The organism is Mycobacterium sp. DL592 (assembly GCF_011694515.1).
GTDB lineage: Bacteria > Actinomycetota > Actinomycetes > Mycobacteriales > Mycobacteriaceae > Mycobacterium.
The window spans coordinates 250,596-271,811 of the sequence record NZ_CP050192.1; the positions used below are offsets into that span (position 1 = coordinate 250,596).

At 67.0% G+C, this 21,216-nt stretch carries 21 protein-coding genes; 10 read left to right on the top strand and 11 right to left on the bottom strand.

Going from position 1 to position 21,216, the window contains the following annotated elements; all coding sequences use genetic code 11:
* Positions 1–85: 85 nt before the first annotated feature.
* On the bottom strand, positions 86–646 hold the full coding sequence (locus HBE64_RS01155) for a TetR/AcrR family transcriptional regulator (RefSeq protein ID WP_167097000.1): 561 nt from the start codon (positions 644–646) through the stop codon (positions 86–88).
* Positions 647–702: 56 nt separating this feature from the next.
* On the opposite strand from HBE64_RS01155, the gene HBE64_RS01160 reads away from it, so the two are divergent.
* On the top strand, positions 703–1,509 hold the full coding sequence (locus tag HBE64_RS01160) for an alpha/beta fold hydrolase (RefSeq protein ID WP_167097002.1): 807 nt from the start codon (positions 703–705) through the stop codon (positions 1,507–1,509).
* On the opposite strand, the gene HBE64_RS01165 is transcribed toward HBE64_RS01160, so the two are convergent.
* The 4 genes from HBE64_RS01165 to HBE64_RS01180 all read right to left on the bottom strand — a co-directional run bounded on the left by HBE64_RS01165 (position 1,487) and on the right by HBE64_RS01180 (position 6,659).
* Positions 1,487–2,164: a class I SAM-dependent methyltransferase gene (locus HBE64_RS01165; RefSeq protein WP_167097004.1), complete on the bottom strand. Its 678-nt coding sequence runs from the start codon at positions 2,162–2,164 to the stop codon at positions 1,487–1,489. The genes HBE64_RS01160 and HBE64_RS01165 overlap by 23 nt on opposite strands.
* Before the next feature lie 20 nt (positions 2,165–2,184).
* Positions 2,185–3,663 (bottom strand): glutamate--cysteine ligase, encoded by a 1,479-nt coding sequence (locus HBE64_RS01170; protein WP_167097006.1) that lies wholly within the window; start codon positions 3,661–3,663, stop codon positions 2,185–2,187.
* Positions 3,664–3,729: 66 nt separating this feature from the next.
* On the bottom strand, positions 3,730–5,790 hold the full coding sequence (locus HBE64_RS01175) for a hypothetical protein (RefSeq protein ID WP_167097008.1): 2,061 nt from the start codon (positions 5,788–5,790) through the stop codon (positions 3,730–3,732).
* 95 nt (positions 5,791–5,885) lie between these two features.
* Positions 5,886–6,659, bottom strand: a complete 774-nt coding sequence (locus tag HBE64_RS01180) for a class I SAM-dependent methyltransferase (protein WP_167108450.1) — start codon at positions 6,657–6,659, stop codon at positions 5,886–5,888.
* 87 nt (positions 6,660–6,746) lie between these two features.
* Between HBE64_RS01180 and glpK the strand changes: the two genes are divergently transcribed.
* Positions 6,747–8,213 (top strand): glycerol kinase GlpK, encoded by a 1,467-nt coding sequence (gene glpK / locus HBE64_RS01185; protein ID WP_243841593.1) that lies wholly within the window; start codon positions 6,747–6,749, stop codon positions 8,211–8,213.
* A gap of 10 nt (positions 8,214–8,223) precedes the next feature.
* On the opposite strand, the gene HBE64_RS01190 is transcribed toward glpK, so the two are convergent.
* The 4 genes from HBE64_RS01190 to HBE64_RS01205 form a co-directional block, all read right to left on the bottom strand.
* A complete protein-coding gene (locus HBE64_RS01190) occupies positions 8,224–9,408 on the bottom strand; it encodes a histidine-type phosphatase (protein ID WP_167097012.1) in 1,185 nt (394 codons plus the stop codon).
* Between the two features lie 85 nt (positions 9,409–9,493).
* Positions 9,494–10,264 (bottom strand): PadR family transcriptional regulator, encoded by a 771-nt coding sequence (locus HBE64_RS01195; RefSeq protein ID WP_167097014.1) that lies wholly within the window; start codon positions 10,262–10,264, stop codon positions 9,494–9,496.
* Positions 10,265–10,347: 83 nt separating this feature from the next.
* Positions 10,348–10,875, bottom strand: a complete 528-nt coding sequence (locus HBE64_RS01200) for a PadR family transcriptional regulator (RefSeq protein ID WP_167097016.1) — start codon at positions 10,873–10,875, stop codon at positions 10,348–10,350.
* 72 nt (positions 10,876–10,947) lie between these two features.
* On the bottom strand, positions 10,948–11,601 hold the full coding sequence (locus tag HBE64_RS01205; protein WP_167097018.1) for a PAS and ANTAR domain-containing protein: 654 nt from the start codon (positions 11,599–11,601) through the stop codon (positions 10,948–10,950).
* A gap of 116 nt (positions 11,602–11,717) precedes the next feature.
* Here HBE64_RS01205 and HBE64_RS01210 point away from each other — a divergent pair, with 116 nt between their 5' ends.
* From HBE64_RS01210 to HBE64_RS01235, 6 genes are read left to right on the top strand one after another with little or no spacing between them, the layout of a single operon-like run.
* On the top strand, positions 11,718–13,058 hold the full coding sequence (locus HBE64_RS01210; protein WP_167097020.1) for a carotenoid oxygenase family protein: 1,341 nt from the start codon (positions 11,718–11,720) through the stop codon (positions 13,056–13,058).
* Between the two features lie 11 nt (positions 13,059–13,069).
* Entirely contained in the window at positions 13,070–13,825 is a 756-nt protein-coding gene (locus tag HBE64_RS01215) for an SDR family NAD(P)-dependent oxidoreductase (protein ID WP_167097022.1), read from the top strand.
* Positions 13,818–14,330 (top strand): nuclear transport factor 2 family protein, encoded by a 513-nt coding sequence (locus HBE64_RS01220; protein ID WP_167097024.1) that lies wholly within the window; start codon positions 13,818–13,820, stop codon positions 14,328–14,330. Before HBE64_RS01215 ends, HBE64_RS01220 begins: the two co-directional genes overlap by 8 nt.
* 38 nt (positions 14,331–14,368) lie before the next feature.
* Positions 14,369–14,743, top strand: coding sequence for a hypothetical protein (locus HBE64_RS01225; protein WP_167097026.1), 375 nt, complete (start codon positions 14,369–14,371; stop codon positions 14,741–14,743).
* A complete protein-coding gene (locus tag HBE64_RS01230) occupies positions 14,728–15,891 on the top strand; it encodes a cation:proton antiporter (protein ID WP_167108453.1) in 1,164 nt (387 codons plus the stop codon). The genes HBE64_RS01225 and HBE64_RS01230 overlap by 16 nt, the downstream gene beginning before the upstream one ends.
* Positions 15,892–15,932: 41 nt before the next feature.
* The gene (locus tag HBE64_RS01235; RefSeq protein ID WP_167097028.1) at positions 15,933–16,277 is read left to right on the top strand and encodes a hypothetical protein; all 345 of its coding nucleotides are present in this window, start codon (positions 15,933–15,935) and stop codon (positions 16,275–16,277) included.
* Positions 16,278–16,312: 35 nt separating this feature from the next.
* Here the strand turns inward: HBE64_RS01235 and HBE64_RS01240 are convergent, their stop codons facing one another.
* The gene (locus tag HBE64_RS01240) at positions 16,313–17,176 is read right to left on the bottom strand and encodes an RDD family protein (RefSeq protein ID WP_167097030.1); all 864 of its coding nucleotides are present in this window, start codon (positions 17,174–17,176) and stop codon (positions 16,313–16,315) included.
* Between the two features lie 28 nt (positions 17,177–17,204).
* Here HBE64_RS01240 and HBE64_RS01245 point away from each other — a divergent pair, with 28 nt between their 5' ends.
* Positions 17,205–18,197 carry a stage II sporulation protein M gene (locus HBE64_RS01245; protein ID WP_167097032.1) on the top strand — a complete coding sequence of 331 codons (993 nt, stop codon included), beginning with the start codon at positions 17,205–17,207 and terminating at the stop codon, positions 18,195–18,197.
* Positions 18,198–18,201: 4 nt separating this feature from the next.
* On the opposite strand, the gene HBE64_RS01250 is transcribed toward HBE64_RS01245, so the two are convergent.
* Positions 18,202–20,682, bottom strand: coding sequence for a beta-propeller fold lactonase family protein (locus HBE64_RS01250; protein WP_167097034.1), 2,481 nt, complete (start codon positions 20,680–20,682; stop codon positions 18,202–18,204).
* On the opposite strand from HBE64_RS01250, the gene HBE64_RS01255 reads away from it, so the two are divergent.
* Positions 20,663–21,157, top strand: a complete 495-nt coding sequence (locus HBE64_RS01255; protein ID WP_167097036.1) for a hypothetical protein — start codon at positions 20,663–20,665, stop codon at positions 21,155–21,157. The genes HBE64_RS01250 and HBE64_RS01255 overlap by 20 nt on opposite strands.
* Positions 21,158–21,216 lie beyond the last annotated feature (59 nt).

Consider the following 21,216-nt stretch of genomic DNA (forward strand, 5'->3'; position numbering starts at 1 on the left):
CCTTCCTGGCTGAGGCCACTCCATCTTGTGCGCGGTGAGCAGGAATATCCACCACCGCGGCTTTGGCCGCGCTGGCCTGACTCCGTCAGCCCAGGAACTCCTCCAGAGCCGCCCGCACCCCGGGGGACTGTGAGTGGTCCTGCAGTTCAATGAGCGCGGCCTCGGCGGTCATTGCCACCCACAAGTTGGCGCACTGCAGGGGTTGTCGACGCCCGACGGTCTCGAAGTCTTCCGCGCAGACTGTCGCGAATGTCGCGTTGCGACGGCTGATCTCCTGTGCCACAGCAGGTTCCGCGCGTGCCTCCAGGAGTAGGGCGCGGATACCGCGTTGCTTCAGGCAGTAGTCGAGGTAGGTCAGGCTGCCGGCGAGAAGGCGCTCCCGCCCCGGTGGCAGGCCACTGGACACCTCGGCAACCTGCTCGGCGATGCGGTCATGGAACTCACGGTGAAGTGCGAGCAGGTAGCTCGCCCGGTCGCCGAAGTGGTGGAAGAAGCTGCCCTTCGACACCCCTGCCTCGTCGACTACCAGATTGACGCTGAGACCGGTCAGGCCCGTCCGCTCGGCCAAGCGCAGTCCGGCGTCGATCAGCTTTGTACGGGTTTCGGCGGCGGCGGCCTGACGTCCGGCTAGAGGTTGTGTCGGCACAGCGACAAGAATACCATCGATGTTGACCGACCGGTCGGTCAATGAAAGGAGTGATCATGGAGAGTGTCGAAACCCGAGTCGGCCCGGTGTCGTATTCGATGGACGGCGACGGGCCGGTGGTGGTCGCGTTGCACGCCGCCCTGCACGATCATCGCGACTTCGACGCCATCACTCCCGCACTCGCCCGCACCCATCGGGTGATCCGCATCGACTGGCCGGGGCACGGTGAATCCCCGCTTCCCCGAGCACCTTTCGCACCCGGTGCCGCGTTGTATGCCGACATCCTCGACGACGTCGTTCGATCCCTCGACCTGCCACCGGCGGTGTTCATCGGGAACTCCGTGGGCGGCTTCGCCGCCGCGCGGCTGGCCATCACCGCGCCGGATCGGGTGGCGGGCCTGGTCCTCGTCGACACCGGCGGGTTTCTCGGCAGCCCCCTTACCAATGCCTACTGCCGCGTTCTGGGCATGCCCGCGGTGCTGCGCCGGGTGCTGCCGCGTTTCGTACGCAGCTACCTGCAGGCCCAAAGCGAACATGACGACGCCGTCCTGCAGCGCGTCACCGAACGCGCACGCACCGCCGACGGTGTCGCACTGGCTGCCGCCCTGTGGCGCAGCTTCGCGGCGCCGGAGGCCAACCTGCGACCACGCGCGGATCAGATCAGTGCGCCGACGCTCATCGTTTGGGGCGCCAAGGACACCGCGATCCCGCTGCGGTTTGGCACCGCCACGCAGCGTGCGATCACCGGCTCACACCTGGAGGTACTCCAGACGGGGCACTTGCCGTTCTCGTCGCAGCCGCAACGGTTCCTCGACGTGGTTGAGCCATTCCTGGCTGAGGTCAGTCGGCCTTGTGCGCGCTGAGCAGGAACGCCGGCATCATCATCCGGCCCTTCTCGTCGGTCTCGCCGGGCATCGGACCCTCGGGCATGTCCGGGAACTCCGGCTTGTGCGAATGGATCTTGGCGGGGCGGATCTCGTCGATCACGAAGTATTTCGAGACCGCTGTGCGCAGCTCGTCCTCGTCGACCTCGTTCGGCTTGGTCTCCAGGTGAGGTGGGAACGCGCCCTTGGCGAAGACCAGAATGTAGTACCGCGCGCCCGGCGCGGCCGCCCGGTGCACCGACTGCAGGTACCCGTCGCGGAGCTCGACCGGCAGCGAATGGAACAGCGTGCTGTCGATGATCGTCGCGAACCGGCCGTCGAAACCGGTGAACGCGGTGATGTCATCGCACACGAACGTCGCCGTGTCCAGCCCACGTTCCCCAGCGGCTTTGGTGGCAGCGGCGATCGCGGTCGGTGAGACGTCGATGCCGACGACGGTGTAGCCCTGCGCCGCCAGCGCCAGCGACAACTCGGCGTGCCCGCACCCGGCGTCGAGCACCTCGCCGGTGACCTTGCCGTCGCGGATCAGGGCCGCCAGCTCCGGCTGCGGCTCACCGATGTTCCACGGCGGCGGACCCGGAAAGGCCCCCTCCTGCTTGTAGGCACTGTCCCAATCCATTACCTCAGAAGCCATGTAGCCCACCGTACTCCGCGTCAGCCGGGCTGATCCCAGGTGTGGACAGGGGAGTTGCTGTGCATCAGCTCGCAGTAGCGTCGCAGCATCTCGGCCAGGGCCTGTGGCCGTGCCATGCCCTGCTCCTGCAATGCCTGCACTGTCGCCACCTGCCAGGCCGACCCGTTGCGGCCGGTCTTGGCGCGGCCCTCGATCACCCCGAGGTAGCGGTCACGCACCTCAGGGGCGACCTGCCAGCGGCGCAGCCCCTCGTCGGCCATCGGCAGCAGTGTCCGCAGGACCAACTCGTCGGCGGTCACCTCGCCCAGGCCGGGCCAGTACAGCCGGGCATCCAGCCCGTGCTGTGCGGCGGCGAGGAAATTGTCATGTGCGGCAGTGAAACTCATCTTCGTCCACAGCGGACGGTCCTCTTCGGACAGGTAGCGCAGCGCACCGTAGTAGAACGCCGCATTGGCCATCATGTCGACGACGGTCGGCCCGGCAGGCAGCACCCGGTTCTCTACCCGCAGATGCGGCCGGTCGTTGACGACGTCGTAGACCGGCCGGTTCCAGCGGTACACCGTGCCGTTGTGCAGACGCAGCTCAGGCAGGTGCGGGGTGCGCCCGGCAGCCAGTTCGGCGACGGGGTCTTCGTCGGACAGTTCGGGCAACAGCGACGGGAAGTAGCGGACGTTCTCCTCGAACAGGTCGAAGATGGAGGTGATCCACCGTTCGCCGAACCACACCCGCGGGCGCACACCCTGGGCCTTCAGTTCGTCGGGCCGGGTGTCGGTGGCCTGGGCGAACAGCTCGATGCGTGTCTCCGACCACAGCTGATGGCCGAAGAAGTACGGCGAGTTCGCGCCCAGTGTCAGCTGCGGTCCGGCCAGCACCTGCGCGGCGTTCCAGTTGTTCGCGAAGTCGGCGGGTGACACCTGAAGGTGCAATTGCATACTGGTGCAAGCAGATTCGGGTGCGATGGACTCCGCGTGCAGGCTGAGCCGCTCCGGGCCGGCGATGTCGATCAGGATGTCCTCGCCGCGGGCGGTGAAGATCGAGTCGTTGAGCGCCTGATAGCGCATCGACGGGCTCATCCAGTGGCCGGTCAGGTGCTCCTGCATCAGCGTCGGCAGGATGCCGATCATCACGATGTGCGCCCCGTCGGTGTTGGCCTTGGTCTCCGCGGCGTTGAGACTGGCGCGGATCTCGTCTTCCAGCTCCAGCGCGGTCCGGCCCGGCAGCCGACGCGGCGGAACGTTGAATTCGATGTTGTAGGCGCCCAATTCGGTCTGATACGCCGGGTCGGCGATCGCCGCGAGGACCTCCTGATTCTGCATGGCAGGCTGATAAGCGCCGTCAACCAGGTTGCACTCGATCTCCATCCCGGTCAGCGGCCGGTCGAAGTCGAAACTGGACTGGGCGAGCATGGTTTCGAACACGTCCAGGCACAGCTGCACCTTGCGCCGGTACTCCTGCCGGTGCGCCCGGTTGTAGCTGGCGTGCTTGACCTCTTCGCCCACGCGGTCGATGCAACCGGTTCGATGCCGGGCGCGCAAGCAAATCGCCGAGATCAGCGTCGACCGGCGTCAGACGACCTGCCACGCGTGGGTGTCGATGACGGTGACCAGGGTTTGGTAAGCGTTGTTGGGGTCGGTACTCGTGGCGTAGAGGTAACTTCCCGTCGGGTCGAGGGTCAGACGTGCACCGAAGCGATCGCTCGGGATGACAATCGGGTCGCCCGCCACCTGCCCGGTCACGGTGTCGATGCGGGTGATCTGGGTTCCAAAGTTGGCCGCCAGATACGCATACCGGTCGTTCGGGTTCGCCAGCGGATAGCCGTTGCCCGACACGGTGACAGGCGTGCCCACCACCTTGCCGGTGAGCGCGTCGATCACGGTGACGGTGGCCGTGTTTGGCTGCTCGGCCACGGTCCGGATGATGCGGGACTGCAGCGGCCCGGCGAGCACGCCGTAGAGATTGTTGACCCCGGCCAGCGAGAGTGGCGAGCCGACCACAGTGCCGGTCAGTGTGTCGATGACGACGGTGCCGCCGTTGGTCACCTGGTAGCTGCGAAGGCCGAACAGCGCAGATCCCATCTGTGAGTTTTGTGGACTACCCGCCACGGTGATCGGCCGCCCCATCTGGGCGCCGGTGAGGGGATTGATCCTGATGATGGTCGTCGACGAATCGGCCGTGTTGCCCGTTCGGAGGGTCTCGTAGACCCCGAGTCCGCCCGGCGCGACGTAGACGGTGCCCAGACCCGGCTGCACAATGGGTGTGCCGACAACCTTGCCGGTCAGCGTGTCGATCACGTCGGTTCGTGTTTGGCGAACACCGTTGGCGTCGGTCAACCAGGTCGATGAGTAGGCCCGCAGCCCGAACTGCCCGAGCTGTATCGAAAGGTTGGTGGCACCGGGGATGTCGACCGTCGATGACGTGCCGGTCAGCGTGCTGATGACCGTGATGTGGGTGCCGGAGATCGTGTATGTGGCCGGGTCATAGTCATAGGTCTGCACTAAGGCGCGCAGGCCCAGCGCACCGAAGACGACAGGATTCCCAAAGTTTGTGCCCTGCGCCGTGACCGGTGTGCCGATCGCTTGTCCGGTCAAGCCGCTGATCCTGGTGATGGTGGTGGTCCACATCCCGTTGGCGTCGGTGGCCGCGGTGAGCTGATACGCCGACAGCCCCAGGGGTCCCACGCCGACCGTATTGCCGTTGAACACACTCGGCCCTTGGTCGATCACCACCGGGTTTCCGACCTCCTGGCCGGTGAGGGTGTTGATCACCGCAACGCGGGTCTGTTTGGTTGTCGCGTCGCTAGTGCTGACGTAGGCCAGCAGCCCCAAGGCCCCGACGCTGACCTGACCGTTACCACCGGCCAGGTCGAGTGGGGTTCCGACCTGCGCGCCGCTAAGCCCACTGACCACGGTGAACCGGTTGATGGGCGTGCCCGAGTCATTGGTGTAGGTCGTTTGCACAATTCCGTTGAGGCCCAGCGCGCCCAGCGTAATCGGGTTCGACGTAGCACCTTTGATGGTCAGCGGGCTGCCGACTTCGCCGCCGGTGAGCGAGTTGACCACGACCACCTGGCTGCTGACGTTCGGATCGTATGACGGCCCGCTGGCCACCTGAAATGCGCGGAGCCCCGCCACCCCGAGGGTGACCGGCTGGCCGACCCGCCCGACGACCGTGACCGGAGTGCCGACGACTGCACCGGTCCGGGGGTCGATGACCGCCACCTTGGTGGTATCGCTGCTGAAATCGGTTGTCGTCTGGTAGATCCGCAGACCGGGCAGGGCGACCTGGGGGACGCCGACAGGTACGCCCGCAAGGGTCACCGGGCCCGCCGTGGTGGTGACGGCCGCCGCTGCGGTCCGGCTCGACGCAACAGCACGGCGACCGGGCGACCCTGTGGCTCGATTGCTCGAGGCATGCTGTGCCGCATCAGGTTTGGCTGCTCCGGCTGTTGCGCCCGAGTCTGCGCCGGGCGTTTCCGCAGCGGCCACGCCGGCCCCGAAGGACAGCGCGGCACCTACCCCGGCTGCCACCGCACCGGCGCGCAGCCACGCCAGCACGGGTAGCGCCGAGCGTCGCCGACGCCTGTCGACGGATTGGGCGGAGAGTTGTGAAACGTCGCGAGATTTCATGGCTGAAACCACCCCGGTACCCCAGTTTGCGAATTGACAAAAAGGATAATTCAGACGCCGGGTGTTTGAAAGGTCAACCGTACGATCAGCAGCTGTCAGTTTGCCGATGTCGCCTTAGTGCGGTGGACCAGCACCGATTGGCGGTCGAACCCTGAGCTGCTCACCTCGATGTCCACGCCAGCGTAGTCACCCAGCGCGCGCAGTGCCGATGGACTGTAGGCGCGCAGCGAACTGATGAACCCGTCGTGGGCGAACGGCCACCACAGTGCGAATGGGGCGAAGGTCACCAGCTTGGCGATGTGCAGCAGCGACGGCAGCCGGGGGAGGTCGATGACGAGCAGCTTGCCGGCCACCCGGGTGCCCTCGGCGAAGACCTGTGCAGCCTGCTGCGGCGGCAGGTGATGGAACGACAGGGCGAACACCGCCAGGTCGAATGAGTCGTCGGGGGCGTCGATGGCGGTGGCGTCGACGACGCGCACGGTGGCCCGCGGATCCTGGCCCAGATCGGACGCCGCCATCGCCGCCACCGACTCGGGGTTGATATCGGAGACCGTCACCTCGGCGGTGGGATGTTGCTCGAGCACGATGCGCGACAGCGCGCCATGCCCGGCCCCGAGTTCGAGAATCTTCGGGTCGGCGACGTCGGCGACCTCGTGCAGCACCAGTTGTGCATTGCGTTCGTGCTCTTTGAACAGCGAGCCCATGACGTCGAGGGCACGGATCACGCCGCGTTTGACGTCGTCATCGACGTCGTCGCGGTCGAGGTACTCGGGGCGGTCGGTCTGGAGCAGGCGGTCCAACCAGGACGCGTCCGGCCCGCCGCGGGGCATGTCGGCGATGTCTGCCACTGGTTTTGCCACGTAGGCCATCATGGACGATGCACCGCCACGTTTCTAGGAGCACTGTTGGCCGACTTCGTCGCATCGATTGACCAGGGCACCACCAGCACCCGCTGCATGATCTTCGACCACAACGGCATCGAGGTAGGCCGCCACCAGCTCGAGCACGAACAGATCCTGCCGAAGGCGGGCTGGGTGGAACACAACCCGGTGGAGATCTGGGAGCGCACCCAGACCGTCGTCCAATCGGCGCTGAACACCACCAAGCTGTCGGCCGGTGACCTCGCCGCGCTGGGCATCACCAACCAGCGCGAGACCACCTTGGTGTGGAATCGCAAGACCGGCCGGCCGTACTACAACGCGATCGTGTGGCAGGACACCCGCACCGACCGCATCGCCACCGCGCTGGACCGCGACGGGCGCGGTGACGTGATCCGGCACAAGGCCGGCCTGCCGCCGGCGACCTACTTCTCCGGCGGCAAGCTGCAGTGGATCCTGGAGAACGTCGACGGTGTGCGAGCGGCCGCCGAACGCGGCGAGGCGCTGTTCGGCACGCCCGACACGTGGGTGCTGTGGAACCTCACCGGTGGCGCGGCAGGCGGGGTGCACGTCACCGACGTCACCAATGCCAGCCGGACCATGCTGATGAATCTCGAGACGCTGGACTGGGACGAGGAACTGTTGTCGTTCTTCGGGATTCCGCGTCCGATGTTGCCCGAGATCCGTCCGTCGTCCTCGCCGGATCCCTACGGCGTGACCCATCCCGGGGGGCCGACCGGCGGCGAGGTGCCGGTGACGGCGAGCCTGGGTGACCAGCAGGCGGCGATGGTAGGTCAGGTGTGTCTGGCGCCGGGGGAGGCCAAGAACACTTACGGCACAGGCAATTTCCTGTTGCTCAACACCGGTGAGAAGATCGTGCGCAGCTCCAATGGCTTGCTGACCACGGTGTGCTATCAGTTCGGGGACGCGAAACCCGTTTATGCCCTTGAGGGTTCGATCGCGGTGACGGGTTCGGCGGTGCAGTGGCTGCGTGACCAGCTCGGCATCATCAGCGGCGCCTCGGACAGCGAGACGTTGGCCGCCCAGGTCCCAGACAACGGCGGGGTGTACTTCGTGCCGGCGTTCTCCGGGCTGTTCGCTCCGTACTGGCGCTCCGATGCGCGCGGCGCGATCGTGGGCCTGTCCCGGTTCAACTCCAACGCTCATGTCGCGCGCGCGACGCTGGAGGCGATCTGTTACCAGAGCCGCGACGTGGTGGATGCCATGGAGGCCGACTCCGGTGTGCACCTCGAGGTGCTCAAGGTCGACGGCGGAGTGACGCTCAACGAGTTGTGCATGCAGATCCAGGCCGACGTGCTGGGCGTGGATGTGGTGCGCCCGGTGGTGGCCGAGACCACGGCGCTCGGTGCGGCGTATGCGGCCGGACTGGCGACCGGCTTCTGGGCCGATCCCGATGACCTGCGCGCGAATTGGCAGGAGGACCGGCGCTGGTCGCCGGCCTGGAGTGAGGAGCAGCGTGCCGCCGGCTACGCGGGCTGGCACAAGGCGGTGCAGCGCACGCTGGACTGGGTCGACGTCTCCTAGCGTTTCCTGGTCAGCCGGTCAGCGCGGCGGCGAACGACTCGAACGGACACGCCTGCCCGTCGCAACCGGCGGGGCTCAACGGCACCGCAACCGGTTCGGCGTCGCTCAGGCCGCGGATCTGGTCCAGAGTCTGAGCGCGATAGGTGGAGCGGACGAACCGGTGCCCGTCGCCGTCCTCGACGAGCTCGAAGATCAGTGCGCCGCCAGGTGCCGGTTCGTCGTCGGCGAAGCCGGGGATCGACCAGTGCACGTCGAGCAGCCCGGCCAGGTTGGCGATCTCGGTGTCGTGTCCGACCAGGATGGTCAGTGGCGGCCCGTCGGATAGGCCCTCGCGGATCGCCTCGGCGATCTTGCCGGCATTGGCAAGGGCCAGCGGCCGCGGCCGGGCGATGATCGACAGTTCCAGCGGGTGCAGGGCGCCGACGGTGCGGATGTCTTCGGCGCTTGCCCGGCCCCAGCCGACGTCCGAGATCGGTTTGCCGTCGGCGTATTCCAGCTCGAGGACCTCGGCGACGACGGCGCCGCGGTCCAGTGCGCCGGTGAGCCTGGGTCTGCGCGTCCCGGACGGGTCGATGTCGACGCCGCTCGGCATGCCGGTGACACCGCAGCCGTCGGTGCGCGCTCCACATAGGATGCGTGTCACGGTGTCCAGGGCCGGCTGGTAGCGGGCGGCGAGAGCCGCGATTCCCTCTGGTCCGATGGCTGACTCGACGGCCGAGGCCGCCACCTCGGCGGTGATGCCGGAGTGCCGGTATTCCTCGAACAGCGGATCTGCCACGCCCTGCGGCTGATGGTGATTCTCGATTCCGCACCCGGGTGCCAGGCCTGAGAGGTACTCGTCACCCGTTCTGATGGTGCGCTGCAACGAGTCCGAGGTGAGATGTACGGCACCGGCGGCGGGACAGCCCGCAGCGGGCAGCAGGCCGTCGGCGGCGAAGCGCCGGGCATCGGCTGCGGCCACCATACGGATGGCGGCTGCGCCGTGATCGGTGAGCCAGCCCGGCCGCGTTTCCCACGTGGGCCACGGGTCGGGGGCGATCGATACCGCGACGGGCGGATCAGAGTTCGGCGGCCGGACGCCGTGGCGCATGACCACGACTGCCCTGATGACGTGCCATGGTTCGGCCCTGGCCACCGGGGTGAGCCCGCTCAGCAGCGCGACAACGGTCAGGACAAGCGAGATCGGCCGTACCACAGACGAATCCAAGCATGTCCAAGCATGGGCCGATCGATTTGGGCGCGGTTATCGCCGCTGGGCGACGATAACCGCGCCGAAATCACTACTCGGACTCGCCGAGGATCTGGTAGACCTCGCGGCGCGCGGCGTTGACGATGTCGACGATGCGCTGCTGCTGCTCCGGGCTGGCGGTGTGGGCCGACTGGGCGACCGCTCCGAAGAGCTGGCCGATCGCGGCGCGCAGGTTGACCTGTCCGGGGTCGACGTCCTCGGCGATCTCCTCCCACGGCGGGGTGGTGATCTTCTCCGCGGCGGTCCGACCGTCTTCGGTCAGCTCGAAAAGCTTCTTGCTGCCTTCGGTTTCGGTACCGACGATGACGCCCTCGTCGACGAGCAACTGCAGGGTGGGGTAAACCGAGCCGGGGCTGGGCTTCCACACACCGTTGGTGCGCTCGGCGATCTCCTGGATCATCTCGTAGCCGTGCATCGGCCGTTCAGCCAGCAGGGCCAGGATGGCGACGCGAACGTCACCGCGCCTGCCCCGGCCGCGGCCGTGTCCGCGGCGTCCGCCGCGGGCGCCGCCGGGTCCGAACCCGAAACCAGGGCCGAAGCCCGGCCCGAATCCGAAGCCGGGGCCGAAGCCGCCGCGGGGGCCGAAACCGCCCGGGCCTTCACCGCCGGTCATCTGCTCGCGGAGGTGCTCACGGAAGTGCCGGCGGGCATGCCGGCGTGCGGGTCCTGGCGGGGCGAACCCGAAGGCCGGGCTGAAGCCGGGGCCGGGCCGAAAACCGGGACCGAAGCCACCGGGGCCGAAGCCACCGGGACCGGGGCGGCCCGAGCCGGGGCCGTCGCACTGGGGAAATGGGGTGCTCATAGGAGCTCTCTTTTCTCGACGGGAAACGCCGAATGCGTCTCCGATACGTCAACGATATATCGGAAACTATCGCGATGCAACGTTCAGTTTGAGGCGCGGCGATCGATCTCCGTGATGAGCCAGCGCGCCCAGTCGGCTTCCATGGCCTGCGCCCGCAGGCCGTACTCCAGTGCCGCCCGGCCGTAGAAATCGCCGTCGCTGTCGTCCCAGTCGACTGAATCGCGCAGCTGTTCGTAGCGTTTGTGCTCGGCATCGGCCTGGTCGGCGACGGCCTGGATGTGCTCGCGGGCCTGCCCTGGCGGCATTTCGCCGAGCAGGAAGACCCGCAACAGTTCGGCGCTGCGATACGGCGGGTCATCCTGGGCATTGGCCATCCACCGCAGCAGGTCCTCGCGCCCGGCTTCGGTGACCCGGTACTCCTTGCGCCCCCGCGGCCCGATGTCGCTGACCTCGATCAGCCCGGAGTCGGCCAGCTTGTTCAGCTCGCCGTAGAGCTGGCTCTGGGTGGCCGGCCACACGTTGGCCATTGAATACTCGAACCGCTTGAGCAGGTCGTACCCGCTGCCGGGTTGTTGGGCCAGTAGGCCCAGTGCCGCGTACCGAAGACTCACCCGACCATCGTAGAGCGCGACATGTCAGAAGTGGAATGTCACGGCCGTGGCGCGGCGCGCGGGCCGATACGCCTACTGATTGCGGTCGATCCGAGTGTGTGCGGTCAGGAGCACCTGGTCGTAGACCGCCCGGGCCGGGAGCTGCTCGTCGAAGCTCAGGGCACAGACATCGATCACGAACTGTTCGGCCAGCAGTCGCAGCTTGGTGTTGGTGGTGCCCGACCGCCACCGCAAGATCTCGAAAGCACGGTCGGCGTCGATCCGGTACACCAGCATCAGCATGCCCTTGGCCTGCTCGATGGTGGCCCGGTTGGAGGCCACCTCGGCCACCGCGGCAGCCAGGTGTTCATCGGCTTGCCGGCGGAGGGGCGTGACGTCGACGTAATGGCCTTCGGTGCCGACGATCCGGCCGGTGTCATCGCGTAGATGCGACCCGACCACCACGACGTCGTGCACCTGACCGTGGGTGTCGACGATGCGGTGGCGGCTGCTCCAGGGCTGGTGTGAGTCGCGCACCTCGGCCAGCACGGTGCGCACCGTCGGTAGGTCATCTGGGTGCTTGTGGGACATCACCAACTCGGTGGTCGGCTGGACGGCCTCCGGCTGGTAACCGTGCAGGCGTGCCACTACCGGCGACCATTCCCACGACTCATCGGCGAAGTAGAAACGTGTCCACCCCACGCTGTCGGACGGGCCGATGACCTCGCCGCCCTCTTCGGTCGGCATGTCGGAAAAATGTACCCATTGAATCCGGCATTCGGTCGGTTTGCGATCCGGATGTACCGAATACGGATAACCGTTCACTATTGACATGTCATCTATGGATTGTCAGAGTGGAGGCCATGACCGACGTCACAGCAGACTCCGCCAACCTGCCCACCGAGGGCCAGTTCTTCCAGCGCGGCAACTACGCGCCCGTGCCCGACGAACTCACCGACTATGCCCTCCCCGTAGAGGGCGCCATCCCGCCGGAACTCGACGGCTGGTACCTGCGCAACGGCCCCAACCCGCGCCAGCCCACCGGGCACTGGTTCACCGGTGACGGGATGATCCACGGCGTGCGGATCGAGGGCGGGGCGGCCAAGTGGTACCGCAACCGCTGGATCCGCACCGACAGCTTCACCGACCCGTTCCCGCTCTACAACGCCGACGGCACCCGCAGCCTGAACGCCTCGGTGGCCAACACCCACGTCGTCAATCACGCCGGCAAGACGCTCGCGCTCGTTGAGTCCTCACTGCCCTACGAGATCACCAACGACCTCGAGACCGTCGGCTGCTACGACTTCGGCGGCAAGCTCAACGACGCGATGACCGCGCACCCGAAGATCTGCCCCACCACCGGGGAACTGCATTTCTTCGGCTACGGCAACATCTTCGAGCCGCACGTCACCTATCACCGTGCTGACGCCAACGGCGAGCTGACCGTCAACCGCCCGCTCGACGTCAAGGCGCTGACCATGATGCACGACTTCGCGATGACCTCGGGGCACGTCATCTTCATGGACCTGCCGATCGTGTTCAACCTCGACATCGCCATCGAAGGCAAAGGCGACATGCCCTACCGGTGGGACGACAACTACGGCGCCCGCCTTGGTGTCCTTCGCCGCGACGACCCGTTCGGTGAGGTCCGCTGGTTCGAGATCGACCCCTGCTACGTCTTCCACGTCGCCAACGCCTACGAATCCGGGGATTCGATTGTGCTGCAAGCAGTTCGCTACCCCGAGCTGTGGCGCGACAACGGTGGGTTCGAGGCCAGCGCGGTGCTGTGGAGCTGGACCATCGACCTCAAGACCGGCACGGTCAGCGAACGCCAGCTCGACGACCGGGCAGTCGAGTTCCCTCGCATCGACGACCGGCTGGCCGGGCTGCCCGCCCGCTACTCGGTGTCGGTCGGCGACGCGAAACTGGTCCGCTACGACCTGAACACCGGCGACGCCGTCGAGCACGACTTCGGTACCGCCGCCTCGCCGGGCGGCCCCGGTGAAGCCGTGTTCGTGCCGTCGCCGTCCGGCCCGGCCGACGAAGACAACGGCTGGTACCTGGGTTACGTCTACGACCCGGCCCGCGACGGCAGCGATCTGGTGATCCTGGACGCCTCGGACTTCGGTGGCGACCCGGTCGCCAGGATCGCGCTGCCGCGCCGAGTCCCGTACGGATTCCACGGCAACTGGATCAGCGCCTAGCCTTCGGGGGCATGGACGACTTCAGTGCGCTACCCGGGACCGCCCTGGTCGTCGGCGGCACCGGTGGTATCGGCTCCGAGATCGTCCGGACGCTGGTGTCGCGCGGGTCCCGGGTGGCGCTGACCTACCACGGCAACGCGGACAAGGCGGCCCAGCTCGCCAACGACCTCGGCGTCCGCACGCAACGGCTGGACCTGGGTGACGCCGCCGACGTGCGCGGTGTCGTGGCGTCGGTGGCCGAGCACGGCGGCGGGCTGCACACGGTGGTCTACGCGGCCGGGCTGCATGTGCCGATGCGTCACCTCAGCCGGATCGAACCGGACAAGTTCGGCCACCAGCTCGCCACCGACACCGGCGGCTTCTTCACGGTGGTGTCGGCCTGTCTGCCGCACCTGCGGGCTGCACACGGCAGCCTGGTCGCGGTCACCACCGCGGCGACGCGGCGCTTCGCGGTGCGCGACGGACTGTCGGTCGCCCCCAAGGCCGCTGTCGAGGCGCTGATCCGTGGTGTCGCGGCGGAGGAGGGCCGATTCGGGGTGCGCGCCAACTGCGTTGGTCCCGGCATGCTCGTCGACGGCAACGCCGAACGGCTGATCGCCGACGGAGACCTCGACAACCGCGCGCTGCAGGCCGCCCGCGACAACACCCCGCTGGGTAGATTCGGTTGCGCCGCAGACGTGGCCGAGGCCGTGTGCTTTCTGGCCTCGCCGCGCGCCGGCTTCATCACGGGCCAGAAGCTCGACGTCGACGGAGGTTACGGTGTCTGATGCACTCGAGCGGCTGACGGACCTCCAGGCCATCCGCGACGTCGTGGCGATGTACTGCCGTGGCGTCGACCGGCTCGACCTCGACCTGGTGCGGCAGGCCTACCACCACGACGCCGTCGACCACCACACCGGGTTCGACGGCAGCGCGGAGGACTTTGTGCGCTGGCTCGGCAAGAGCCTCGAATACCTCGCCGGGTCGATGCACCTGATGGGCAACCATCATGTCGAGTTCATCGACAAAGACCATGCGATCAGCGAAACATATTGCACTGCAACGCATTGGGGCCGTCCCGAAGATCCCGAGCGGTTGAACTTCACCAGCGGCGTGCGCTACGTCGACCTGATGGAACGCCGCGACGGCCGATGGGCGATCGCGGAGCGCTGGGCGGCGCGGGAATGGACCCGGCGTGAGACGTTCATTCCCCCGGAGAAGCCGGGCCCCCGCGGCCGCCGCGACGCCGACGATCCGCTGCACGTTCTCAGGAGACGTTACGGTGCGAGTTGAGGTCCGGCGCCGCCACAGGCGAGTAGCCTCAGCACACCATGGCGGTGAAATGGCTTGACGACCCTGAAGACCACGACTACGACGCGGCGGCGGACTATCTGAGTCTGCTGGCCGAGCCGGCCACTGTCACGGCCACAGTGGCCGCCCTGCGCACGGCGAAACCGGTGTACCGCAAGGCCAAGGACATTCTGCGTGCCGCGCGGTTGAACCTGCTGTCGGCCGACAACCCCCACGTACGCTCAGACCTGGACAAGATCGGTCACGGCAAGAAGTTGTCACCGATTCTGCTGGTGCGGGGCAGCGCAGCCGACGCCCTGCAGATCGCCGACGGTTACCACCGGGTCTGCGCCAGCTATCTGACCGACGAGAACACGGCGATCCCGTGCCAGCTCGCGTCATGGGCCACGCATTGAGTGGTTTCGGCTTCAGCACGCTGGCGCTGGTCGCGGTGGTCGGCATGGCCGGCCCTCTGCTGGCGTCGGTGCCGGGCCTGCGGATCCCCGTGGTCATCGGGGAGCTCGCCGCCGGATTGGTGATCGGGAGAACGGGATTCGGCATCGTCGACGCGGGTGACCCGACCTTCCGCCTGCTGGCTGACATCGGCTTCGCGCTGGTGATGTTCGTGGTGGGCACCCACGTCCCGATCCGGGACACGGCGCTGCGCTCCTCGGCCGGCATCGCTGTCGCGCGCGCCGTCCTCGTCGGCGCGGTCGCCACCGGTCTGGGTGTGGGCCTGGCGCATGTGTTCCACACCGGCCACGCCGCGGTGTACGCGGTGCTGATGGCCTCGTCGTCGGCGGCCCTGGCACTGCCGGTCATTCAGTCCCTGGGTCTGGCGGGCCCGCAGGTGCTGAGTGTGACCGCCCAGATCGCCATCGCCGACTCCGCCTCGATTGTCTTGCTGCCCTTGGTGATCGACCCGGACCGGGCGATGTCGGCAGCTATCGGCGCGGCCGTTATCGGCGTGTGCTCGGTCGTGCTGTTCGTGGCGCTGTCGACCTTGGAGCGTCGCGGACTGCGCAAGCGTCTGCACGATTTCTCCGAGGCGAACCGGTTCGCCCTCGAACTACGGGTCAGCCTGATCGTGCTGTTCACCCTCGCGACGCTGGCCGTCAGCACCCATGTGTCGATCATGCTGGCCGGCTTCGCGCTCGGCCTGGTCGTCAAGGCAACGGGCGAGCCGCGCCGATTGGCCCGGCAGTTGTTCGGCATCACCGAAGGGTTGTTCAGCCCGTTGTTCTTCGTCTGGCTCGGTGCCTCGCTGCAGGTACGTGAACTGGGCGACCGGCCCGCCTATCTCCTGCTGGGACTCGCACTGGGCGTCGGCGCGGTCGTCGCCCACCTGGCGGGCTGCCTGACGGGGCAGCCGCTGGCGCTGGGGGCGCTGGCCGCCGCCCAACTCGGAGTGCCGGTGGCCGCGGCCACCCTGGGCACCCAGAACCACCTGCTCTCCCCGGGCGAACCGTCGGCGTTGATGCTCGGTGCGCTGCTAACGGTCGCCGTCACCTCCGTTGCCGGCGTGCTGGCCGCCCGGCGCCAGCGCGCGCAGCCGCAGACCTGAGCACAGGTGTGTGGGCCGGCTGCTACGGGTAGCCGGTTGCCATGACCGCATCGAATGCCACCGAAACAGATTCCGGCTCGGCACACCGGAGACGGCTGTGGGTCAACTGGCTGCTCGCGCTGTCGACCATTCTCGGTGCCGCTGCCGTGCCGCTGCTGGCCATGGGTGCCGTGATGAACACCGCGGCGTGCGGTGAGCCGGACTGCCCCAAGCCCACCGGGTTCGTATACGGGTTGCTCATCTACACCCCGGCCGTCGTGGTGGTGGTGGCGATCCTGTTGTCGTTCTTCACCGCCGGGCACCGGCGTGGCTTCGGAGTCCCCGTGCTGGCCTGGCTGGTGATCGTCGTCGACGTCGCGGTGCTGGTGGCGACGTTCTCGTCGTAGCTCAGCCGGCTGCGCGCTGCCTGGATGCGGCTGCGTTAGGCCGGTGGCATGAACCCACCGGGACCCGCACTCGGAGCCGCTGGCGGCGGCGACACCGGTGGACCCGGGGGTGACGGCGGGTACGTCGCGTACGTCGGGACGGCAGCGGCCGGACGCAGCCGCGCCAGTTCGCGGCGATGCCGTTCGGCGAGCACGGCGGCCAGCACGTATTGCGGCGGCGTGCCGGGCGGTGGCGGCGGCGAGATCCGCGCAACCACCTCCGAGGTGATCCGATACGCCATCTGGTCGCGGATCTGCGGCTCCAATTGTGTTGCACGGGAGAGGAATTGGCGGGCCAGCTCGGCCTGCTCGGGCCCCAGCCCGGACAGCTCCAGGGAGGCCGCCCACCAGGCCAACGCGGGTGGCATCACCGGTGGGGGAGCGAGTTTGGGACCGCGCTCGCTGATCACCACCGTGCCGGCGAACACGTCCCCGATGCGCTTGCCCTTGGGGGATGCCAGGCTGCAGATCACAGCGGGGCCGCCGAAGAGCGTCCAGATCTCGACGAACCCGGCCAGCGCGCGAAACAGCGCCTGCCGGAAGCGTTCTGGGCCGCCGTCTTCGGATACCACCCGCAGGCCCATCACCATCTTGCCGATCGAACGGCCGCGGGTGGCGGTCTCGATGATGATCGGATAGCCCACCAGGGCCAGCACCGTGAAGATGATCATGACCGCGGCGCTGAGGGCCTCGTCGAATTGCAGCGCAGTGGCCACCCACAGCATCATCCCGACGAGATAGGCGATCATCACCACGCCGATGTCGATCAGCGCGCCGACGGCCCGGACCGGCAGTTGCGCGATCTGGACGTCGAGGACGACCGCGTCCCCGGTCACCACCGTCTCGGGCACCGGCATCATGCCGACCAACGGTACTAGTCTCGGGCCGGTGGACGTCGACGCCTTCGTGCTGGCTCACCAGGACACCTGGAACCGGCTCGAGCAACTGGTCAAGCGGCGTCGTCGGCTGACGGGCTCGGAGGTCGACGAACTCGTCGACCTCTACCAGCGGGTGTCCACCCACCTGTCGATGGTGCGGTCCGCTTCCTCGGACACTGTGCTCGTCGGCCGACTGTCCACCCTCGTCGCCCGCGCCCGCTCGGCGGTCACCGGCGCGCATGCCCCGCTGTGGAGCGAGTTCGCCCGGTTCTGGACCGTGTCGTTCCCGGTGGTGGCCTACCGGGCGTGGCGCTGGTGGCTGGCTACCGCGGTCGCATTCTTCGTCGTCGTGGTGGTCATCGGCATGTGGGTGGCGGGTAATCACGAGGTGCAGTCGGCACTGAGCACGCCGGCGGAGATCGACCACCTGGTCAACCACGACTTCGCCAACTACTACAGCGAGCACCCCGCAGCCTCGTTCGCGCTGCGGGTGTGGCTGAACAACTCGTGGGTGGCTGCGCAGTGCATCGCATTCGCGATCGTGCTGGGCATCCCGATCCCGTGGGTGCTGTTCCAGAACGCCGCGAACCTCGGCGTCACCGGCGGCCTGATGGTGGATGGCGGCAAGGGTGACGTGCTGTTCGGTCTGCTCATTCCGCACGGCCTGCTCGAGCTGACGGCGGTGTTCCTGGCCGCTGCGGTGGGCATGCGGCTGGGCTGGACGGTGATCTCACCGGGCGACCGGCCCCGCGGGCAGGCGCTGGCCGAGCAGGGCCGGGCGGTGGTCGCCGCCGCAGTCGGCCTGGCCGTGGTGCTGCTGGTGTCGGGTCTCATCGAAGCGCTGGTGACGCCGTCGCCGCTGCCGACGTTCGTTCGTGTCGGGATCGGGGTGGCCGCCGAGGCGGCATTCCTGGCCTACGTCATCTACTTCGGGCGCCGCGCAAGCCTGGCCGGTGAGACCGGCGATCTGCAGGACGCGCCCGACGTCGTGCCGACCGGCTAGGTGATCAATTCGTCGGCGGCCCCACCAGAGGCTGCTCGGAAATAACGTAAACACCATGGCCGTTGGGGCGCGGGCTGTCGAAGTAGATGTTGTTGAGGTGCCAGGTGGTGTTGCCCATTGTCAACGTGAAGTTGCCGTAGTCGCGGTAAATGGGGTCGGCTGCAGTGATGGTGATCTGGTAGTGCGGCTGAATATTGGCGTCGATGGATTGGCTGAACGTCTTCGCCTCACTCCACTGATGCTGGAAGGTCACCGTGACCGAGGCTTCGACCTTCTCGAAGATGAGACCAGATTTGTTGCCAATCGAGACCTGGACCGTGTCTTGGACTTGCTCGGTGATAGTCCGCGACACGGTCGTGTTGAACCCGTCGATCTCGTTGGTGTCATTTTGGACGGCATTGCCGACTTGCTTGGCCTTGTCGTGCGTCAGCAACTCCTTGGTGGCGTCGAAGTTGCAGGTGGCCGGCGAGCCGTTGAAGCACAGTTCGTTCAGTGCTTGGCTGATCTGCTGGGCTTGGCTGTTCTGCGTCGCATCCAGGGTCACCACGGTGTTGGACGGATCCAACAACCCGACTTTGTAGCCGGGAATGGCTATGCACTGATTCCCATCGTCGGCGCCGCAGCGTGCGATATGTCGGGTGACGTTGACGTTCTTCAGGAAAACCCGCAAAACGACGTTGAGGTTGGGGTTCTGAGCATTCGGCAGCTGGAAGAGTGGTTGGACGGTGTTGTTCTTGCCGCTGTAGACGACGACCTCGAAGTCGATGTAAGAGCCGGGGGCCACCACGACACCGGGACCCGGCGCCGGCTTCTGCAGGGTGCCGTTGCCGATGTATCCGGTTAGGGTGGCGGGCTGCGAGCTCAGGTTGTAGACCTGGAAACCCTTTGTGGAGCCGAGGATTGGGGTCGAGTCCGGAGTCGGGCTCAGCGTGGGCGTCACCGAGACCTGGTCGATGGTATTGCTGTAAAGATTGGTCACGTAGACGTGTGCACCGTCGCCGGAGGTGGCGATCGACGTCGGCCCGCCGTTGGCGGTCGTCGCAATGGAGGTCGTCAACGCGTTGGTGGCGGTGTCGATGATCGCCACCGAATTCGTGTAGGACTGGGCGACATAGAGATGCTTGCCGTCGGCGCTGACCGTGATGTCGGTCGGCTCGCCGCCGACAACGACATTGGCCAGCACCGTGTTATAGGTCGCCGACGTCGGGTCGGTGTCTATGACCGACACGCTGTTGCTCAGAAAGTTCGCGACGTAGGCGTAGCTGCCGGTTCCGGACGGACCCGAGCCGAACGCGATGGCCTCAGGACGACCGCCCACCGCGATCGTGGTGACGGCGTTGTTGGCTGGGTTCAACACCGACACCGTGTTATCCGACGAATTGGCTACCCAGACTCGCCCTGCGGAGTCGACGCCGATGTCCTGGCCGCCAGTGCCGACCGCAACCGAGCCGAGGAACGCACCGACACTGGCGCCGGTCGGGTCGATCAGCGTCGGGTCGATCGTGGATATCTTTCCTGCGCCGGAGGACGGATCGGTGGTCAGCACATAAACTCGGGATCCGTCGGCCGACACGGCCAACCCTGCGCCCACGTCACCAGTGTCGGCGGTTCCGAGAACGGAGCTGGACAGGATCACTGATCCGTCGCCTGAAGTGGCAGTTGAGATGCTCAGTACTGACAACTTGTTGAGCTCGACCGGGGTGGCGTTATCCGCGCTCGGGAGATAGGTGGACTTGCTGGTGACATACAGCTTGCTGCCGGTGGAGTCGGTCGCCAACGCGGTCACGTTGGGTGTGTAGGTCACGGTTTGACCGTTACCCGAGTCGGTGATCGTGGTGGTGAACGGGACGACACCGATGATCTGGTTGTAGGTGGCGCTGGACGCGTCGGTGTCGATCAGCGAGATGCTGTTGTCGGTGTTGAGGACGAACGCCCGCTTACCGTCGCCGCTGAGGGCGATGGCATGTGCGCCCGTGCCGGCGGGATTGACAATCTGGGTCGACGGTCCAGCGACGGCTACCGAGATCGGCACGGTGATCGTTCCCGAGTCACCGAAAAGGTGGAATGAGGTGTCGCGCACTGTGACCGTGAACTGGTCGAAGCCACCGGCGGCCTGCAAAGTTGCGCTCGGCGTGTAGGTGAATGTCCCGTTGGAGTCGACCACCACGGTGCCCTGAGTTGGCTGGGTCACGACCTTGTAGGCCACCTGGTCGTCGTAGCGATTGATCAAGCCGACCGAGCCGACTACCTGGCCGGTCAACGTCTGGGTGATCTGTACCGGTGTTGCGGTCGAATTCGCGTAGGCGAACGTCTTCTCCAGTTCGCGGCGGATCGCGACGAGTGCCAGCAGAATCGGGGAACCGGCGGGGTCCTCGGGGTCGTCAAGCGCGGACTGTACCGACCCGAGCCACGACGCCACCGTCGAGCTGATCGACGATGAAGATACGGACTGGCTGGCCGGTGCCGTGGCGACGCTGGTCGCCACAGGCGTGGTGACGATGGTCGCCACCGGCCTCGCCGAGCGGGCCACCGCAACGGGCACGGTGGCAGTTGCGGCAGCGGCTTCTGCGCTGTCGGAGGGTGTCGTCGCTGAGGTGGTGGTTTCCGCCGCCGCGGTGGGAGTGCTGCGGGTGGAGGTGGCCGAAGCGGTAGCCGGCTTTCGGCTTCCCGATGTGCTGGCGCCGGCTCCGTCGGATTTCTGTTTGGCCGCGCGTCCCGATCCGCCGGTGCTGGTGGAGTGTGAATCAGCCGAAGTGGAGGAGCTGCTGCCACCGGTATCCGCCGATGCGGTCCACGGGCAGCTGGCAACGGCGAGGCCGAGTCCGGCGGCGAACACTGCAGAGGTGAGACGCGCCGACACAGTTGCCGATGCCATGGAGGACTCCTCGCTGACGAGTGATATTGGCAGGGAACCCAGCTTAGGAAGAGTTTGCAACGGCAACCAGATTTTCGCTGACTAGGAGGTAAATTTCTCGGCGAACCAGCTATGAACGGCACAGTCCCGCTCGGTAAATGTGAG